Annotated in this window: 15 protein-coding genes; 6 read left to right on the top strand and 9 right to left on the bottom strand. The window is 62.1% G+C overall.

Going from position 1 to position 15,303, the window contains the following annotated elements; all coding sequences use genetic code 11:
- Positions 1-624, top strand: a 624-nt coding sequence (locus AC1Q7F_RS32340) for a hypothetical protein (protein WP_492512664.1), incomplete at its 5' end; no start/stop codon positions are given.
- Complete coding sequence (locus AC1Q7F_RS32335) at positions 624-872, top strand: helix-turn-helix domain-containing protein (RefSeq protein WP_492512663.1); 249 nt, start codon at positions 624-626, stop codon at positions 870-872. The genes AC1Q7F_RS32340 and AC1Q7F_RS32335, both read left to right, overlap by 1 nt.
- A 37-nt stretch (positions 873-909) precedes the next feature.
- On the opposite strand, the gene purU is transcribed toward AC1Q7F_RS32335, so the two are convergent.
- The gene (gene purU / locus AC1Q7F_RS32330; protein WP_492512662.1) at positions 910-1,782 is read right to left on the bottom strand and encodes a formyltetrahydrofolate deformylase; all 873 of its coding nucleotides are present in this window, start codon (positions 1,780-1,782) and stop codon (positions 910-912) included.
- 195 nt (positions 1,783-1,977) lie between these two features.
- On the opposite strand from purU, the gene AC1Q7F_RS32325 reads away from it, so the two are divergent.
- The 4 genes from AC1Q7F_RS32325 (at position 1,978) to AC1Q7F_RS32310 (ending at position 8,164) form a co-directional block, all read left to right on the top strand.
- The gene (locus AC1Q7F_RS32325; RefSeq protein ID WP_492512661.1) at positions 1,978-2,412 is read left to right on the top strand and encodes a MerR family transcriptional regulator; all 435 of its coding nucleotides are present in this window, start codon (positions 1,978-1,980) and stop codon (positions 2,410-2,412) included.
- 126 nt (positions 2,413-2,538) lie between these two features.
- Entirely contained in the window at positions 2,539-3,681 is a 1,143-nt protein-coding gene (locus AC1Q7F_RS32320; protein WP_492512660.1) for a thiolase family protein, read from the top strand.
- 29 nt (positions 3,682-3,710) lie between these two features.
- Positions 3,711-6,053 (top strand): 3-hydroxyacyl-CoA dehydrogenase/enoyl-CoA hydratase family protein, encoded by a 2,343-nt coding sequence (locus AC1Q7F_RS32315; RefSeq protein ID WP_492512659.1) that lies wholly within the window; start codon positions 3,711-3,713, stop codon positions 6,051-6,053.
- A 317-nt stretch (positions 6,054-6,370) separates the two neighbouring features.
- Complete coding sequence (locus tag AC1Q7F_RS32310; protein ID WP_492512658.1) at positions 6,371-8,164, top strand: acyl-CoA dehydrogenase C-terminal domain-containing protein; 1,794 nt, start codon at positions 6,371-6,373, stop codon at positions 8,162-8,164.
- Positions 8,165-8,247: 83 nt separating this feature from the next.
- Here the strand turns inward: AC1Q7F_RS32310 and AC1Q7F_RS32305 are convergent, their stop codons facing one another.
- From AC1Q7F_RS32305 to AC1Q7F_RS32270, 8 genes are all read right to left on the bottom strand, one after another.
- On the bottom strand, positions 8,248-8,658 hold the full coding sequence (locus AC1Q7F_RS32305) for an argininosuccinate lyase (RefSeq protein ID WP_492512657.1): 411 nt from the start codon (positions 8,656-8,658) through the stop codon (positions 8,248-8,250).
- Between the two features lie 146 nt (positions 8,659-8,804).
- On the bottom strand, positions 8,805-9,134 hold the full coding sequence (locus AC1Q7F_RS32300) for a hypothetical protein (RefSeq protein WP_492512666.1): 330 nt from the start codon (positions 9,132-9,134) through the stop codon (positions 8,805-8,807).
- Between the two features lie 118 nt (positions 9,135-9,252).
- On the bottom strand, positions 9,253-10,056 hold the full coding sequence (locus AC1Q7F_RS32295) for a DUF2189 domain-containing protein (protein ID WP_492512656.1): 804 nt from the start codon (positions 10,054-10,056) through the stop codon (positions 9,253-9,255).
- Positions 10,057-10,257: 201 nt separating this feature from the next.
- Positions 10,258-10,992: an arginyltransferase gene (locus tag AC1Q7F_RS32290; RefSeq protein ID WP_492512655.1), complete on the bottom strand. Its 735-nt coding sequence runs from the start codon at positions 10,990-10,992 to the stop codon at positions 10,258-10,260.
- 24 nt (positions 10,993-11,016) lie between these two features.
- Complete coding sequence (locus AC1Q7F_RS32285; protein WP_492512654.1) at positions 11,017-11,988, bottom strand: alpha-E domain-containing protein; 972 nt, start codon at positions 11,986-11,988, stop codon at positions 11,017-11,019.
- A 14-nt stretch (positions 11,989-12,002) separates the two neighbouring features.
- The gene (locus AC1Q7F_RS32280; protein ID WP_492512665.1) at positions 12,003-13,550 is read right to left on the bottom strand and encodes a circularly permuted type 2 ATP-grasp protein; all 1,548 of its coding nucleotides are present in this window, start codon (positions 13,548-13,550) and stop codon (positions 12,003-12,005) included.
- Between the two features lie 456 nt (positions 13,551-14,006).
- Positions 14,007-14,441 (bottom strand): type II toxin-antitoxin system VapC family toxin, encoded by a 435-nt coding sequence (locus AC1Q7F_RS32275; protein WP_492512653.1) that lies wholly within the window; start codon positions 14,439-14,441, stop codon positions 14,007-14,009.
- Positions 14,438-14,692 carry a FitA-like ribbon-helix-helix domain-containing protein gene (locus AC1Q7F_RS32270; protein ID WP_492512652.1) on the bottom strand — a complete coding sequence of 85 codons (255 nt, stop codon included), beginning with the start codon at positions 14,690-14,692 and terminating at the stop codon, positions 14,438-14,440. The genes AC1Q7F_RS32275 and AC1Q7F_RS32270 overlap by 4 nt, the downstream gene beginning before the upstream one ends.
- Positions 14,693-15,303 lie beyond the last annotated feature (611 nt).

The raw sequence follows: 15,303 nt of genomic DNA, 5'->3' as shown, positions 1-15,303 counted from the left end.
AATTTGTTCGTTGTCTTGCTCATCGTAGCCCCATCCTCTCAGGAGTTGGAGCCGCCGACAATCCCGGCGCGGTTCAGTTTGGCCGGTAAGCAGTGGTTCATGATGTTGCCCGTTGTCCTGAGTCCAGCCAGCTCTACAGACCTGTTGGGTGAAGGGCGCGCGGTAGTTGGTCATCTGCTGACTGACCGTGCCACCTTGAATGTCGCAGTCGACCAGATGTCGACGAAGTTCTTGGCCGGCGCTTCGATGGCGTTGGTTGTGGGGCTGTGGCTCTACGCTGCTATAACCTTGCGGCGGCTGGTCAGGGATGTTGCCGGGGGTGACCCTTTTGCTGAGACGGCTGTGCCGCGCCTGCGGTGGCTGGGTTGGCTGCTGATCGGTGTAAACGCCGTGACCGTGGTCACCACCTGCCTATTGCCGTTGATATTGTCCGGTGCCACCCTGGCTGACGGGCGCAGACTGGTAACCTTTCCGCTGTCGGTAGGCCTGACATCCACACCTTATGCTCGGGTCACACCCGATATCGATGGCTGGCTGGCACTCTGCGGTCTGGTTCTTCTTGCTTTGGCAGAAGCCTTCCGTATCGGCCGCAACCTGAAGGTTGAAGGGGAGGGGATCATCTGATGGCCATCATCATCAATGTCGATGTGATGCTGGCCCGACGCAAAATGTCGGTGACCAAGCTTGCGGAGGAGGTTGGAATATCCCTGACCAACCTCTCCTTGCTGAAAACCGGCAAGGTAAAGGGTATTCGTTTTGCGACCCTGAATCAGATTTGCTTGGTTTTGAACTGTCAACCGGGCGACATTCTGGAGTATCGACCGGACGAGCACCCTCCGGAACCGGGGGCGGGAGGCGACGACGGCTTTTGAAAACAAAAAAGGGGGCCATAACGCCCCCTTTTCACGTTCACCGAAAAATCACCGTCCGCGCCCCGTCCATGATGATGCGGTGTTCCAACTGCCAGCGCACGGCCCGCGCCAGCACCGCGCATTCGACGTCGCGGCCCATGTCGACCAGGTCTTCGGGCGTGTGGCTATGGTCCACGCGCTGGATATCCTGTTCGATGATCGGGCCTTCGTCCAGCACGTTGGTGACGAAATGAGCTGTGGCGCCGATGATCTTCACGCCGCGGTCATGGGCTTGGTGATAGGGTTTCGCGCCCTTGAAGCTGGGTAGAAAGCTGTGATGGATGTTGATGCAGCGGCCCGACAGCACGTTGCAGAAATCCGGCGACAGGATCTGCATATACCGGGCCAGCACCACCAGATTGGCGCCGCTGTCCTGGATGATCTTCGTGAACTGCGCTTCCTGCGCTTCCTTGTTGCCCTTGGCCACCGGCAGATGGTGATAGGGGATGCCCGACCATTCCACGAAGCTACGCATGTCGTCATGGTTGGACACCACCGCCGGAATGTCCATGCGCAGGCTGCCCGACCGCTGCCGGTGCAGCAGGTCGTAAAGGCAATGGCCGAACTTCGACACGGCGATCACCACCTTGGGCTTCACCGACAGGTCATGCAGTTCCCAATGCATGTCATACTGGCGGGCGATGGGGGCGAACCCTTCCTTCAACGCCGCCAGATCGGGGAAATTCGCCCCGTCGGCGCGGAACACGGTGCGCATGAAGAACAGGTTGTTGATGGCGTCGTTGAAATGGTTCGATTCCGTGATCGAGGCGTCATGCTTGGCCAGATAGGTGGACACCGCCGCCACGATGCCCTTGCGGTCCGGACAGCGGACGATCAGCACGTAATGACCCATTTCACTCACACCCGACATGTCACGCACCCGCCACTTCATCAAAAATTCGTAGGGGCAGGAGAGTTGCGACTGGCGCGCAGGCTTGTCCACCCCCAGATTAGATAAAGGCGGCGAAAGGATACCGGCCATGCAAAAACCGCTTGACGTGCGCGGAAGCTTGGCTTACCTCTTACGTAAACGTAAGCCACCTGTCCGCGACAAGGGCCGTTATCCATGCTGAGCACCATCGAGCAGGCCAAGCACAATGCTTCGCCGACCCAGACCTTCACCATCGGTCAGCTGGCCGACGAATTCGGCCTGACCCTGCGGTCGCTGCGGTTTTATGAGGATGAGGGGCTGATCTCTCCGGCCCGCGTGGGGCAGGCCCGCATCTATACCCACCGCGACCGCGCCCGGCTGAAGCTGATCTGCCGCGGCAAGCGGCTGGGATTCTCCATCGGCGAAATAAAGGATTTCCTGGATCTGTACGACACGGACGAGGCGCAGGTGGAGCAGATGACCTATCTGCTGCGCGGTGCCCGCGCCCGTATCCGCCATCTGGAACAGCAGCTGCGCGACGTGCAGCAGACGCTGAAGGAACTGCATGAGATCGACGGTATGATCGTGTCGCATCTTGTGTCCAAGGGCGTCCCGACCCCGAACGAATAATTGCCTTTTCCCGGGCGGAAAGACTTCATACGCCCGTTTGAATTGAGTTATCCTGACCCCCAAGATCACGGCACCGTCCGACAGAGGCGGGCCGTAGCCACCACCCAGGCGAGGAGCGCATAAGAGATGAAGAACGTCGTGATTGCCGGCTATGCCCGGTCCCCGTTCCACATTGCCAACAAGGGCGAACTGACCAAGGTGCGCCCCGATGACCTGGCTGCCGCCGTGGTCAAGGAACTGCTGGCCCGCACCGGCGTCGATGGCGCCGCGGTCGAGGACCTGATCCTGGGCTGCGCCTTCCCGGAAGGGGAACAGGGCTTCAACGTTGCCAAGCTGGTGGCGATGATCGCCGGCTTGCCGCAGTCGGTGGCCGGTGCCACCGTCAACCGCTTCTGCGGCTCGTCGATGCAGTCGATCCATCAGGCTGCCGGCGCCATCGCGCTGGGTGCCGGTGACTGCTTCATCGCCGCCGGCGTGGAAAGCATGTCCCGCGTGCCGATGGGCGGTTACAATCCGTTGCCCAACGCAGCCCTGCATGCCGCCAATCCCGGCGCCTATATGGCCATGGGCATCACGGCAGAGAACCTGGCCAAGAAGTTCGGCTTCACCCGCGCCCAGCAGGAAGCCTACGCCGTTGAGTCCCATGCCAAGGCCGCCAAGGCCCAGGCCGAGGGCCGGTTCGAGGCCGAGATCGTTCCGATCACCGTGCCCGGCGGCAAGGTGGTCAGCCAGGATGGCGGCATCCGTGCCGGCACCACGGCGGAGGGTCTGGCGACCCTGAAGCTGGCCTTCGATGCCGAAAACGGCACCGTCACCGCCGGCACCTCCTCGCCGCTGACCGATGGCGCCTCGGCCACGCTGGTCTGCTCCGAAGATTTCGCCAAGGCCCATGGCCTGAAGATCCTGGCCAAGATCCGCTCCATCGCGGTGTCGGGCTGTGATGCCACCATCATGGGCTATGGCCCGGTCCCGTCCTCGCGCAAGGCCCTGGCCCGCGCCGGCCTGACCATCGCCGATATCGACATCGTGGAAAGCAATGAGGCGTTTGCCGTGCAGTCCATGACGGTCGCCCAGGAACTGGGCTTCGACCCGGCTAAGGTGAACCTGGATGGCGGCGCGCTGGCGCTGGGCCACCCGCTGGGTGCCACCGGTGCGCGCATCACCGGGAAGGCCGCTAGTCTGTTGCAGCGTGAGGGCAAGGCCCTGGCGCTGGCCACCCAGTGCATCGGCGGCGGTCAGGGCATCGCCACCATCCTGGAAGCGGTCTGATCGGCGGCTTCGAGCGGGAGGAAACACCCATGACCATCAAGAAAGCCGCCGTCATCGGCTCCGGCGTCATGGGCAGCGGTATCGCTGCCCACATCGCCAATGCGGGCATTCCCGTCTATCTGCTGGACATCGTTCCGCAGGCGGTGAAGGACAATGGCGGCGACCGTTCGGTCGTTGCCAAGACCGCCATCGACAAGATGCTGAAGACCGATCCGGCCCCCTTCATGCACAGGAAGGCCGCTTCCCTCGTCACCCCCGGCAATATCGAGGATGACCTGGAAAAGCTGGCCGATGTCGACTGGATCGTCGAGGCCGTGCTGGAGAACCCCAAGGTCAAGCACGACCTGTATCAGAAGCTGGAAGCGGTGCGGAAGGACGGCTCCATCGTCTCCTCCAACACCTCGACCATCCCGCTGTCCATCCTGCTGGAAGGCCAGACTGAACGGTTCGCGTCCGATTTCTGCATCACCCACTTCTTCAATCCGCCGCGCTATATGCGCTTGCTGGAAGTGGTGAAGGGCCCCAAGACCCGCCAGGACGCGTTCGACACCGTCAGCGCCTTCTGCGACAAGGTGCTGGGCAAGGGCGTCGTGCAGTGCAAGGACACACCGGGCTTCATCGCCAACCGCATCGGCACCTATTTCATGGCTGTCGCCGTGAACGAGGCCATTGATGGCGGCTTGACGGTGGAAGAGGCGGATGCCATCACCGGCCGTCCCATGGGCATTCCCAAGACCGGTACCTTCGGCCTGATCGATCTGGTCGGTCTGGACCTGATGCCGCTGATTTCAAAGTCGCTGCTGTCCACGCTGCCGGCCGACGATGATTATCGCCGCATCCACCGTGAAAGCCCGGTGATCAACAAGATGATCGCCGACGGTTATACGGGACGCAAGGGCAAGGGCGGCTTCTACCGTCAGCAGAAGCTGGCCGATGGTCGCCGCGTCAAGGAAGCCCTGGACCTGTCCACTGGCACCTATCGCGCGTCGGAGAAGGCTACGCTGGCATCCGCTTCGGCCAAGGGCTTGAAGGCCCTGGTGGAAACCGCCGATGCCGGTGGCGCCTACGCCTGGCGCGTGCTGTCCCAGGCTCTGTCCTATGCCGCCGATCTGGTGCCGCAGATCGCGGAGCAGATCACGGCCGTCGATGAGGCGATGCGCCTGGGCTATAACTGGAAGGCCGGCCCGTTTGAGCTGATCGACCAGCTGGGCACCGGCTGGTTCGCCGAGAAGCTGGCGGCCGACGGCAAGGAAATCCCCCACATGGTGAAGGTGGCCGCCGGCCGTCCCTTCTACAAGGTGGATGGGTCCAAGCTGCTGTTCCTGGGCACCGATGGCGAGTATGCCGAGGTCAAGCGCGCCGACGGCGTGCTGCTGCTGACCGACATCAAGCGCGGGTCCAAGCCTGTCGCCAAGAACGGTTCGGCCAGCCTGTGGGATATCGGCGACGGTGTGCTGTGCCTGGAATTCACCTCCAAGATGAACGCGCTGGACGCCGACATCATGGCGATGATCCGCAAGGCCATGGGCATCATCGGCGACGGCAAGTCCGGTGCCTACAAGGCGCTGGTCGTGCATAACGAGGCGTCGAACTTCTCTGTCGGTGCCAATCTGGGCCTAGCCCTGTTCGCCATCAATATCGGCCTGTGGCCGCAGATCGAAGCCTCGATCGCCGATGGCCAGCAGACCTACAAGGCGCTGAAATATGCGCCGTTCCCCACCGTCTCCGCCCCGTCGGGCATGGCTCTGGGTGGCGGTTGCGAGATGCTGCTGCACAGCTCCGCCGTCCAGGCCCATGCCGAGACCTATTCGGGTCTGGTGGAGGTTGGCGTCGGCGTCCTGCCCGGCTGGGGCGGGTCGAAGGAGATGGTGATCCGCCATCTGGCCAACAAGCGTCGTCCGGGCGGCCCCATGCCGGCCCTGTCGGCGGCGTTTGAGGCCATCAGCACTGCCAAGGTCGCCAAGTCGGCGTTCGAGGCGCGCGACATGCTGATCCTGCGTCCCACCGACGGCATCACCTTCAACAAGGACCGTCTGCTGGCCGATGCCAAGGCCAAGGCCCTGGAACTGGCGGCGAACTATACCCCGCCGCAGGAACCGGAAATCCGCCTGCCGGGCCCGGCCGCCGCCACCGCCTTCGCCATGGCGGTGGAAGGCTTCGCCGGTCAGGGCAAGGCCACGCCGCATGACGTGGTGGTGTCCAAGGCCGTGGCCTTCGTGCTGTCCGGTGGCAACACCGACATCACGCAGGTGATGACGGAAGATGACCTGCTGACGCTGGAGCGGGAAGGGTTCCTGGCCCTGACCAAGACCAATGGCACCATCAACCGCATCGAGCATATGCTGGAAACCGGCAAGCCGTTGCGGAACTGAGGTTTGGGGATGTGGAACCGGGATGTAGCACTTCTGGTTCCACTCCCTCTACCGTCACCCCGGCGAAGGCCGGGGCCCAGATGACAAGCACTTCGTTCTACGAACTGGGCCCCGGCCTTCGCCGGGGTGACGGTTGGTGGGGCGTAATCGACGCAACATCCCCCATCACGATGTTGCACGGCGTTTCACATCTCCCCCGTCCACCCTATCGACGCCCCGAGGTGCCCCATCTGCTATCTTGTCTGAATCCTGATCAGGTGCCGGACATGATGGGGGATGGTGGTCTGCCGCGGTAGCGGTCCACACGGAGAGTTCCCATGCCCGTCTACAAGGCCCCGCTCGAAGATATCAACTTCGTGCTGAACGATGTTTTGAATGCCCAGTCGCTGACCCAGCTACCCGGCTTCGAGGATGCGACCCCCGATCTGGTGCAGTCCGTCCTGGAAGAGGCTGCCAAGCTCTGCGAGAACGTTTTGCAGCCGCTCAACCGTTCCGGTCACGAGGAAGGCTGTCATTACGAGAACGGCGTGGTGCGCACGCCCAAGGGCTTCAAGGAAGCCTATGACCTGTACAAGGAAGGTGGCTGGCAGGGCATGGCCTTCGATCCCGACTATGGTGGGCAGGGGCTGCCGCACACGATCGGGTTCGTGCTGGAAGAGCTGATGTGCTCGTCCAACATGGCCTTTGCCATGTATCCGGGCCTGACCCATGGCGCCATGAACGCCATCCGGGCGCACGCCAGTGACGAGTTGAAGGCCCAGTACCTGCCCAAGATGGTCAGCAGCGAATGGTCCGGCACCATGTGCCTGACAGAGCCGCATTGCGGCACCGATCTGGGCCTGATGAAGACCAAGGCCGTCCCCAGCGATGATGGCAGCTACCGCATCACCGGCACCAAGATCTTCATCTCCGCTGGCGAGCATGACCTGACCAGCAATATCATCCATCTGGTGCTGGCCAAGCTGCCGGACGGCCCGCCGGGCATCAAGGGCGTCAGCCTGTTCCTGGTGCCGAAGTTCCTGCCCAACGAGAATAACGAGCCGGGTGTGCGCAACGGCGTCATGTGCGGTTCCATCGAGCACAAGATGGGCATCATGGCCAACGCCACTTGCGTCATGAATTTTGACGATGCCAAGGGCTGGCTGGTGGGTGAGCCGCACAAGGGCATGCGCGCCATGTTCACCATGATGAACAGCGCCCGCCTGGGCGTGGGCATGCAGGGTCTGGGTGTGGCCGCCGTCGCCTACCAGAACGCCGTTGCCTATGCCAAGGACCGGTTGCAGGGCCGTGCCCTGTCGGGCACCAAGGCGCCGGACAAGGTGGCCGACCCGATCATCGTGCATCCCGACGTGCGCAAGAACCTGATGCAGGGCAAGGCCTTCATCGAAGGCGCCCGTGCGCTGGGCTATTGGGTCGGCATGATGATCGATCTGGTGGAAAAGCACCCGGACCCGGTCGCCAGGCAGGAGGCCGATGATTTCGTCGCCCTGCTGACCCCGGTGATCAAGGCCTATTTCACCGACATGGGCTATGAGATCGCCACCAACAGCCAGCAGATGTATGGTGGTCACGGCTATATCCGTGAATGGGGCATGGAACAGTTCGTGCGCGATGCTCGCATCGCCATGATCTATGAAGGGGCCAACGGCATCCAGGCGCTGGATCTGGTCGGCCGCAAGATGCCGCAGAATCTGGGCCGGCTGCTGCGCCGCTTCTTCCACCCGATGCAGGCGGAGTTGGAGCAGAGCCAGGAAGACGCGGCCCTGCTGGAATTCGTCATTCCGCTGGCCAAGGCATTCGGCAAGCTCCAGCAGGCGACCGCCGTGGTGGCCCAGAAGGGCATGTCCCGCCCGGACGAAGCCGGGGCGGCATCGACCGACTATCTGCGCATCTTCGGTCTGGTCAGCGTCGGCTGGATGTGGCTGAAGATGGTGAAGGTGGCCCGCGAGAAGATGGCCGAGGGCACCGATGGCAAGGAAGCCTTCTACGACGCCAAGATCAAGACGGCCCGCTTCTTCGTTGAAAAGATGCTGCCGGAGGTGGATTACCGCTTCAAGAGCCTGATGTCGGGCGCCAAGTCGATGATGGACCTGTCGGCTGACCAGTTCTGATCCAGGGTGGATCGCGTTAAACTGAAAGGCCGCCGGTGCGACCCGGCGGCCTTTTTCTTTACGCATATGAACCGCACCCGAGGTTACTGGTACTGCGCCCAGGTCTGGTCCTTCTTGCGGTCGTAATAGAGGCTGATGGTGCCGACCTCACAGAGGTTGAAGCCTTCCCAGGTGGCGTCCTCGCCGTCATCATAGACGACCTTCAGATCCCAATTGCAGGATTTGGTGGATCGATGGAAGCTGATATCGATCGTATCGTCATCGTCCAGCTCATCGCGGCCCAGCACATCCTCCTCCCAGCTGGAGGATTTGGCGGGCGACACATAGACCTCAGAGATGGTGTAGCCGGTCTTGTTGCGCAGGGTGAAATCCTGCTTGCCGTCGACCTTATCCTCGATGACCACGGCCTTCTTGGTATCCGCCATGGAGGCGGGCACCATAACGACGAGGAAGGCCAGCAAGCTTCCCCACAGGACGGAACTGATTCTACCCATGATCGTCCCCTATTGTTGGTTGAGAAAGGGCATGCCGGGTCGGGCATGCCGGACTTCCTCAACAACAATCGGGGCCGGGCTTGAGTTCCGGCCTAACCAAAAAGGCCACCGCATTACCACGCGGCGGCCTTTTTTCTTACCCGGCCTCACTCATACTCAGCCCAAGTGGTGTCCTTGTTGCGGTCATAGAAGATGGCAATGGTGGAAACCTCGCACAGGTTGAACCCCTGCCATTCGGCGGAATCCTCATCGTCATAGACCACCTTCAGGTCCCAAAGGCAGGATTTCTCCGACCGGGAGAAGTTGATATCGACGGATTCACCATCTGCCAACAGGTCCCGGCCCAGCACATCCTCTTCCCAGCTCGACGCCTTAGCCGGCGATACATAGACTTCTGCGATCGTATAGCCAGTCTTGTTTTTCAGCGTGAAGTTCTGCTTGCCCTCGGCCAGCGCCGCGGGTGCCGCCAGAAACATGACCACGCAAAGGCTCGTCAGGGTTTGAGTAAAAGCGCGCAAGATATGCCCCATTTGGTTAGACTATAGGGGGTACAGCTTGCATGCTTTCCGCATTGCATCAAACGGGCAAAGCCAATCATCCGACCACTCTTCGGTACAGGTGCCAGGTGGCATGACCAAGGATGGGCATGACCACCGCAAGCCCCACGAACAAGGGCAGGCTGCCCAGCAGCAGCAGCCCGGCCACGATCACTCCCCAGAGGGCCATGGTCACCGGGTTGTGCCAGACGGCGCGCGCCGACGTCACCACGGCGTCCAGCACACCCACCCGCCTGTCCAGCAGCATGGGGAAGGACACGACTGTCAGGGTCAGCACCAGCATGGCGAACAGAAACCCGACACCATTGCCGATGACGATCATCATCAAGCCATCGCGCGTGCCCAGCAGGCTGGAAATGAACTCCACGATGTTCGTGTGCGGCTGGCTGGCCAGCGTGGCGCCATAGATGCGCTCCGCCACCGCCAGCCAGGCGATGAACACGCCCAGCAGCAGGGCGCCCAGCCAGGCGATGGACCAGAGCGATCCGGAATTGCGGATGTCCAGGGCATTGCGCCAGGTGACCTCCACCCCCATCTCCCGCTGCCGCGACAGTTCATACATCCCCAGCGCTGCGATCGGGCCCATGATGGAAAGCCCGGCCAGGGCCGGGTAGAGCAGGGGGATCACATCGTTCTGAGCCGCGGCGGCGGCGGCGATGCCGCCAACGATGGGATAGATCAGCCCCAGGAACAGCAGTTGTGTGGGTGCCGCCATGAAATCGCGCACGCCAAGGGACAATGCCTCCATCAAATCATGCACGCCGATGCGCCGGATTGCCGGCATGGTGATGGAACGGTCCCGGTTCATCGCCGCCTGTTCGGCGGCCATGCGATAAGCCATCGTTTTCGACCTCCCAAAAGGCCGGCCTCCACCACCCGGTCGGATGGCCGGCGTTGGATGGTTCGGCCTTCAGGCCCAACGAATCAATAGCGGCTGCCGGAGTTTCACGGCCGCAAGGGGCGATCGGTCGAACCCACTGCGACAAATCATAGCAGGTTGGGGCGGCGATGTACTGCGGAAATCATCGGGGCGAGGCGAGGATCAGGCGCCGATCCGCAATGGCGCCCAGCCGTCGCGGCCCAGTGCCTCCAGCGGCTGGAAATTCGCCTTGTATTCCATCTTGCGGCTGCCTTCGATCCAATAGCCCAGATAGAGATAGGGCAGCCCTTCCTGCCGGCAGCGTTCGATCATGGCCAGGATCAGGTGGGTGCCCAGGCTGCGCCTGGGATGGTCGGGGTCATAGAAGCTGTAGACGGCGGAATAGCCATCCTCCAGCCGGTCGACCAGCATGGCCCCGCGCAGGGTGCCGCCCGCATCGCGGGTTTCGGCCATGAAGGTATTGACCCGGCCTTCGTCCACCATGGAGGCGAAGTCGCCGGGCGTCATGCGGTTCATGTCGCTGTCGCTGTGGCGGGCGTCCTGGTACAGCGCGAACAGCTGGAACTGTTCCATCGTGGCCCCGGCCGGCACCACATCCAGCACCAGATCGGCATTGTCACGCAGGATGCGGCGGTTGGTGCGGCCGGGCAGGAAGGTCGCCACCGGCACCCGCACCGGCACGCAGGCATTGCAGCCGGGACAGACGGGCCGGTAGACGATGTCATGGCTGCGCCGGAACCCCGCCCGCGACAGGGCGGAGTTCACTTCCGCCGATTGCGGCCCGATCAGCCGCGTGAAGAGCTTCCGCTCCACCCTTCCCAGCAGATAGGGGCAGGGCATGGGTCCGGAGCGGAAGAACTGCTGCAAAGGCCGGTGCAGGGGCGGGATGACGCTCATGATGCCCTGGCGCGGGGAGAAGGATCAGGCGGACAGCGTACCCGGTTGGTCGATCAGGAAAAAGGCCTGAGCGATATCATTCGACAGGCTGGCGAAATTGATCTGCAGCCCGTCCAGATATTCATGCAGGCCGATGGAGATGACCGACGTGATGCTCTGGTTGGCCAGGTTGCCCAGCAATTCGTCCGACCGTTCCAGCGGCAGGGTGCCGCGACGCAGCCGGTATTTGCTGTTCAGCCGGTTCAGAAGGTTATCCACCTCCCGCATGCAGACCAGCACGGAGCGGGGGAAATTATCGTTGAACAGCAGGAACCCCGCCACGCCGGCCGGCGTCATGCCCCGCGGATAGACGCGGCGGAAGGCATGGTAACCGGCGGCCGACCGCAGCAGGCTGTTCCACTGGCTGATATCGATGGGTGTGCCCACGTCGCGCGGGCTGGGCAGCAGCGTGTGATACTTGATGTCCAGCAGGCGCGTCGTCTGGTCGGCGCGTTCCAGATTGCGGCCCATATTGTAGAAATACCAGCCCTGGTCGCGGAAGAAGGTGCCTTCCGTGATACCGGTGTGGGTCTGGCACGCCTCCTTGATGGAGGCGCAGAGCCGCTGGATATTATGGGCGGCCAAGTCGCCCGGTTCCAACGCCAGCAGGCGGTTGTAGAACATGTTGAGGTGCGCCCACATCTCGGTCGAGATCAGGGGGCGGAGCTGGCGCGCATTCTCTCTAGCGGCGGCGATGGCGGCGATGATCGAGGTGGGGTTCTGCTGCTCCAGCACATAGAAGCTCAGCACATTCTTGGCGTTGGCCGTGGGATACAGCTCGAAGAAGCGCTGTTCGTCGGCATTCAGGCGCAGGATGGGCAGCCAGTTGGTGGCACCATAGCTGTCGCGGGCGAAGGTTTCGTGGACATCCAGGATGCGCGAGAGATTCTCCGCCCGCTCCATATAGCGGGCCATCCAGAAGATGCATTCGGCGTACCGGGCGAGAAGGGCTGCCATGTCCGGTTCTCCCCTTACTGGCTTTGCGACTGGGATTGGGTCGACGATGACTGGGACTGTGACTGCGACTGGAACGGATCGATGCTGGCATCGACCGGCGGCGGCTCCGCCACCGGCCCCTCGGTCAGCACCCAGGTATCCTTTGATCCGCCGCCCTGGCTGGAATTCACGATCAGCGTCCCCTTCTTCAGCGCCACGCGCGTCAACCCGCCCGGCAGCACCCAGGTGCTTTTGGCCGTGATGGCAAAGGGCCGCAGATCCACATGGCGGGGCCCGATCCCCTCATCCGTCAGGGTGGGGCAGACTGACAGCGGCACCATGGGCTGGCTGATATAATTGGCCGGATCCTCCAGCAGCTTGGCGCGGCAATCCTCCAACTCCGCCTTGGTTGCGCGCGGGCCGATGGTGATGCCGTAGCCGCCGGCCTCGCCCACCGGCTTGACCACCAGCTTATCCAGATTGTCGAGCGTGTATTTCAGCGCGTCGGGCTCCCGGCAGATATGGGTCTCGACATTGGGCAGCAGCGCTTCCTCGCCCAGGTAATACTTGATCATGCGCGGGACATAGGCATAGACGGCCTTGTCGTCGGCCACGCCGGTGCCGATGGCGTTGGCCAGGGCGACATTGCCCTTGCGATAGGCCTCGAAGATGCCGGGCACGCCCAGCATGCTGTCGGGATTGAAGGCCAGCGGGTCCAGGAAATCATCGCCGATGCGGCGATATATCGAGTCCACTCGGCGCAGGCCGCCTGTGGTCTTCATATAGACCTTGTCGTCCAGCACGACCAGATCGCGGCCTTCCACCAGCGGCACGCCCATTTCGCGCGCCAGGAAAATATGCTCGAAATAGGCGGAATTATAGGCGCCGGGCGACAGCAGCACGACCTGCGGGTCGCGCGTGTCATCCTCGTTGGGGCGCGGCGGCGCGATCTCGCACATCGCCTCCAGCAGCTTGGCGCCGTAATTCTCCACGCTGCGGATGCCGATATCGCCCATCAGGTCGGGGAACGCACGCTGCATCATGTGGCGGTTTTCCACCACATAGCTCACGCCCGACGGCACGCGGCCATTATCCTCCAGCACTCGGAACGTGCCCTCATGGTCACGCACCAGATCGACGCCGGCGATGTGGATATAGGTCTTGAAGGGCAGGGTGATGCCCTGCATCTGCGGCCGGTAATTGGCATTGCCCAGCACCAGCTCCGCCGGAATGATCCCGTCCTTCAGGACATTCTGGTCGTGATAGATGTCGTGCAGGAACATGTTCAGCGCCTGGATGCGCTGCTGCGTGCCCTTTTCCAGATGCGCCCATTCCTTGGCGGCGATGATGCGGGGGATCACATCGAAGGGCAGGATGCGGTCCACGGCCTTGGCATCGCTATAGACCAGAAAGGTGATGCCCAGATTGTAAAGCTCCCGCTCCGCGTCCGACGCGCGCCGTCTTAGATCGTCGTAATCCAGTTGTCGAAGCCTGTCCTTGACAGCTTCGGTATGCGATGCCGGTTTGTTGGCGAGGCCGAACAGCTCGTCATAAAAGCCATTGGCATCATAGGACGACAACAGGTCGTCAACACCTTTTCCAGACCCGCTCAACAGAGCCCCCTGCGCCCTTCGTAGCCCGTGCGATCCAATGTCGAGGGCGATGCCGACACCGGCTTCGTTTCGCATCCGCGAGATCGAGATTAACAGATCGGTAAGGTTTGAACAGGGGGGAGTGGAGGGCCGTTCATATGCTTTTGGTCAGGTGGTTCGGGTTGCACCGGCGAGGGAGCGGGCGTTGTGAAACGCTGTGCGACGGTAAAGGCGGGGTTGTTTCAGAGGCGGGGCTTCCACAACTCCGAATGGGTGGGCGATGTGCAACGCCGTGCAACATGAAATGGGGGGTGTTTCAGAGCGGACGGGTGGTCCGCTCCGAATTCGCATCCTGACATGCGGGGTGCGTTGATCGGCGAAAGATAACAGAAACCCTGGCAGAAGTCAGCGGATATGGATCAGGGCATGCGATGATCCGCACACAGATCAATCGGCATTGCCGGCCAGTCCCCATGGATTGATGACACTGACGCCCGCCGCCAGGAACGGCGCCGTATCGCGGGTGGCGACGGCAAAACCATGTTCGGCCGCGATGGCGGCGATATAGCCATCCGCGACCCCGATGGCGCGGCCTGCCGCCCGTACCTTTGCCCGCAGCGCGGCATAGGCGATTGTCGTCCCGACGCCGAAGGCAAGGATACGGTCGGCAAAGACCGGCAATACCTGTTCCTCCATCCGCTGATGCAGGATGGCGCGACGCCTGCCGTCCGGCAGGGCGGCGATACCGAACCGGATTTCGGCCAGGGTGATGGTGGACAGATACAGCGTCTCAATCGCCTGCGCATCCATCCAGGCCAGAACCGCCGGGTCGGCGTTGGGTTTGAATGGCTCCGACAGGACATTGGTGTCGAGCAGGATCATCCCAGATCAACCGGCTCACTAAGTGTGTTGTCCCTGACCTGATCGAACGGGTCGCCATCCTCCCCCGTCACTCCCGCTTCCTGTGCGATCGCTGCCAACAGGGAACCAATCTTGACGCGATCAGGCGACCGGACGGCCAATTCCAGAATGTCACGGATTTCCGCCTCCGTGCTGCGCCCATGCCGGGCCGCGCGAACCCGCAAGGCACGATGAACCTCGTCGGGCATGTTCCGGATGGTGACGCTGGCCATGACATCACGCTCGTGTGTTTGATGGAGATGATATCAATATATGTGTGATGATATCATTTTCAAGGGGTGCGGTCACCGAATATGATCGTCGGCTTTGCGCCCCAGTGTGGTCGTCCACTGGGGCGGTGACGGCACCTAAAAGCCGACATCGTCCAATGGCTCCTATGGCGGTAGCTGGCCAACAAGTCTCCATCCGTGCAATGGGACGCACCTTGAAGCGCTTACCAAAGCGAAAACGCCCCACCATCCTCGTGCATGTTCGCCACTGAGCCATCTTCAGAAGCGAACCCAACATGGTACCTCGTGCTCTGAAACCCCCAAATCTGCCCCCGCACAGGGGCCGGCATCCTCAACACAGAGGTCCCACGCATCGGGCCAGACCGGTATTCATCCCGCGATCGAAAGCTGCTTCATGGGGCGTAGTGTCCTAAATTGACTTCGGCGAAACCTGATAACCGTACTGGATCAAGCGCTGTCGGGCTCGCTCGATCTCCTCCGGTGCGAAGAGTGGATGCCAACACGCATGGTCCACGACTGTCCGTCGTCGAAACAAATGGGACGGTTGGATGATTTTGTGAGTGGAGGTTCTGGCTCGTTGCGGGTTGATGTTA

Source organism: Niveispirillum sp. GW835-FHT14G11, from assembly GCF_058793615.1.
This window is presented reverse-complemented; position numbering and strand designations above follow the sequence as displayed.

Coding starts and splice junctions, on each gene's coding strand:
- AC1Q7F_RS32335 (WP_492512663.1), top strand. CDS start 624: ATGGCCATCATCATCAATGTCGATGTGATGCTGGCCCGACGCAAAATG.
- purU (WP_492512662.1), bottom strand. CDS start 1,782: ATGTCGGGTGTGAGTGAAATGGGTCATTACGTGCTGATCGTCCGCTGT.
- AC1Q7F_RS32325 (WP_492512661.1), top strand. CDS start 1,978: ATGCTGAGCACCATCGAGCAGGCCAAGCACAATGCTTCGCCGACCCAG.
- AC1Q7F_RS32320 (WP_492512660.1), top strand. CDS start 2,539: ATGAAGAACGTCGTGATTGCCGGCTATGCCCGGTCCCCGTTCCACATT.
- AC1Q7F_RS32315 (WP_492512659.1), top strand. CDS start 3,711: ATGACCATCAAGAAAGCCGCCGTCATCGGCTCCGGCGTCATGGGCAGC.
- AC1Q7F_RS32310 (WP_492512658.1), top strand. CDS start 6,371: ATGCCCGTCTACAAGGCCCCGCTCGAAGATATCAACTTCGTGCTGAAC.
- AC1Q7F_RS32305 (WP_492512657.1), bottom strand. CDS start 8,658: ATGGGTAGAATCAGTTCCGTCCTGTGGGGAAGCTTGCTGGCCTTCCTC.
- AC1Q7F_RS32300 (WP_492512666.1), bottom strand. CDS start 9,134: ATGTTTCTGGCGGCACCCGCGGCGCTGGCCGAGGGCAAGCAGAACTTC.
- AC1Q7F_RS32295 (WP_492512656.1), bottom strand. CDS start 10,056: ATGGCTTATCGCATGGCCGCCGAACAGGCGGCGATGAACCGGGACCGT.
- AC1Q7F_RS32290 (WP_492512655.1), bottom strand. CDS start 10,992: ATGAGCGTCATCCCGCCCCTGCACCGGCCTTTGCAGCAGTTCTTCCGC.
- AC1Q7F_RS32285 (WP_492512654.1), bottom strand. CDS start 11,988: ATGGCAGCCCTTCTCGCCCGGTACGCCGAATGCATCTTCTGGATGGCC.
- AC1Q7F_RS32275 (WP_492512653.1), bottom strand. CDS start 14,441: ATGATCCTGCTCGACACCAATGTCCTGTCGGAGCCATTCAAACCCAAC.
- AC1Q7F_RS32270 (WP_492512652.1), bottom strand. CDS start 14,692: ATGGCCAGCGTCACCATCCGGAACATGCCCGACGAGGTTCATCGTGCC.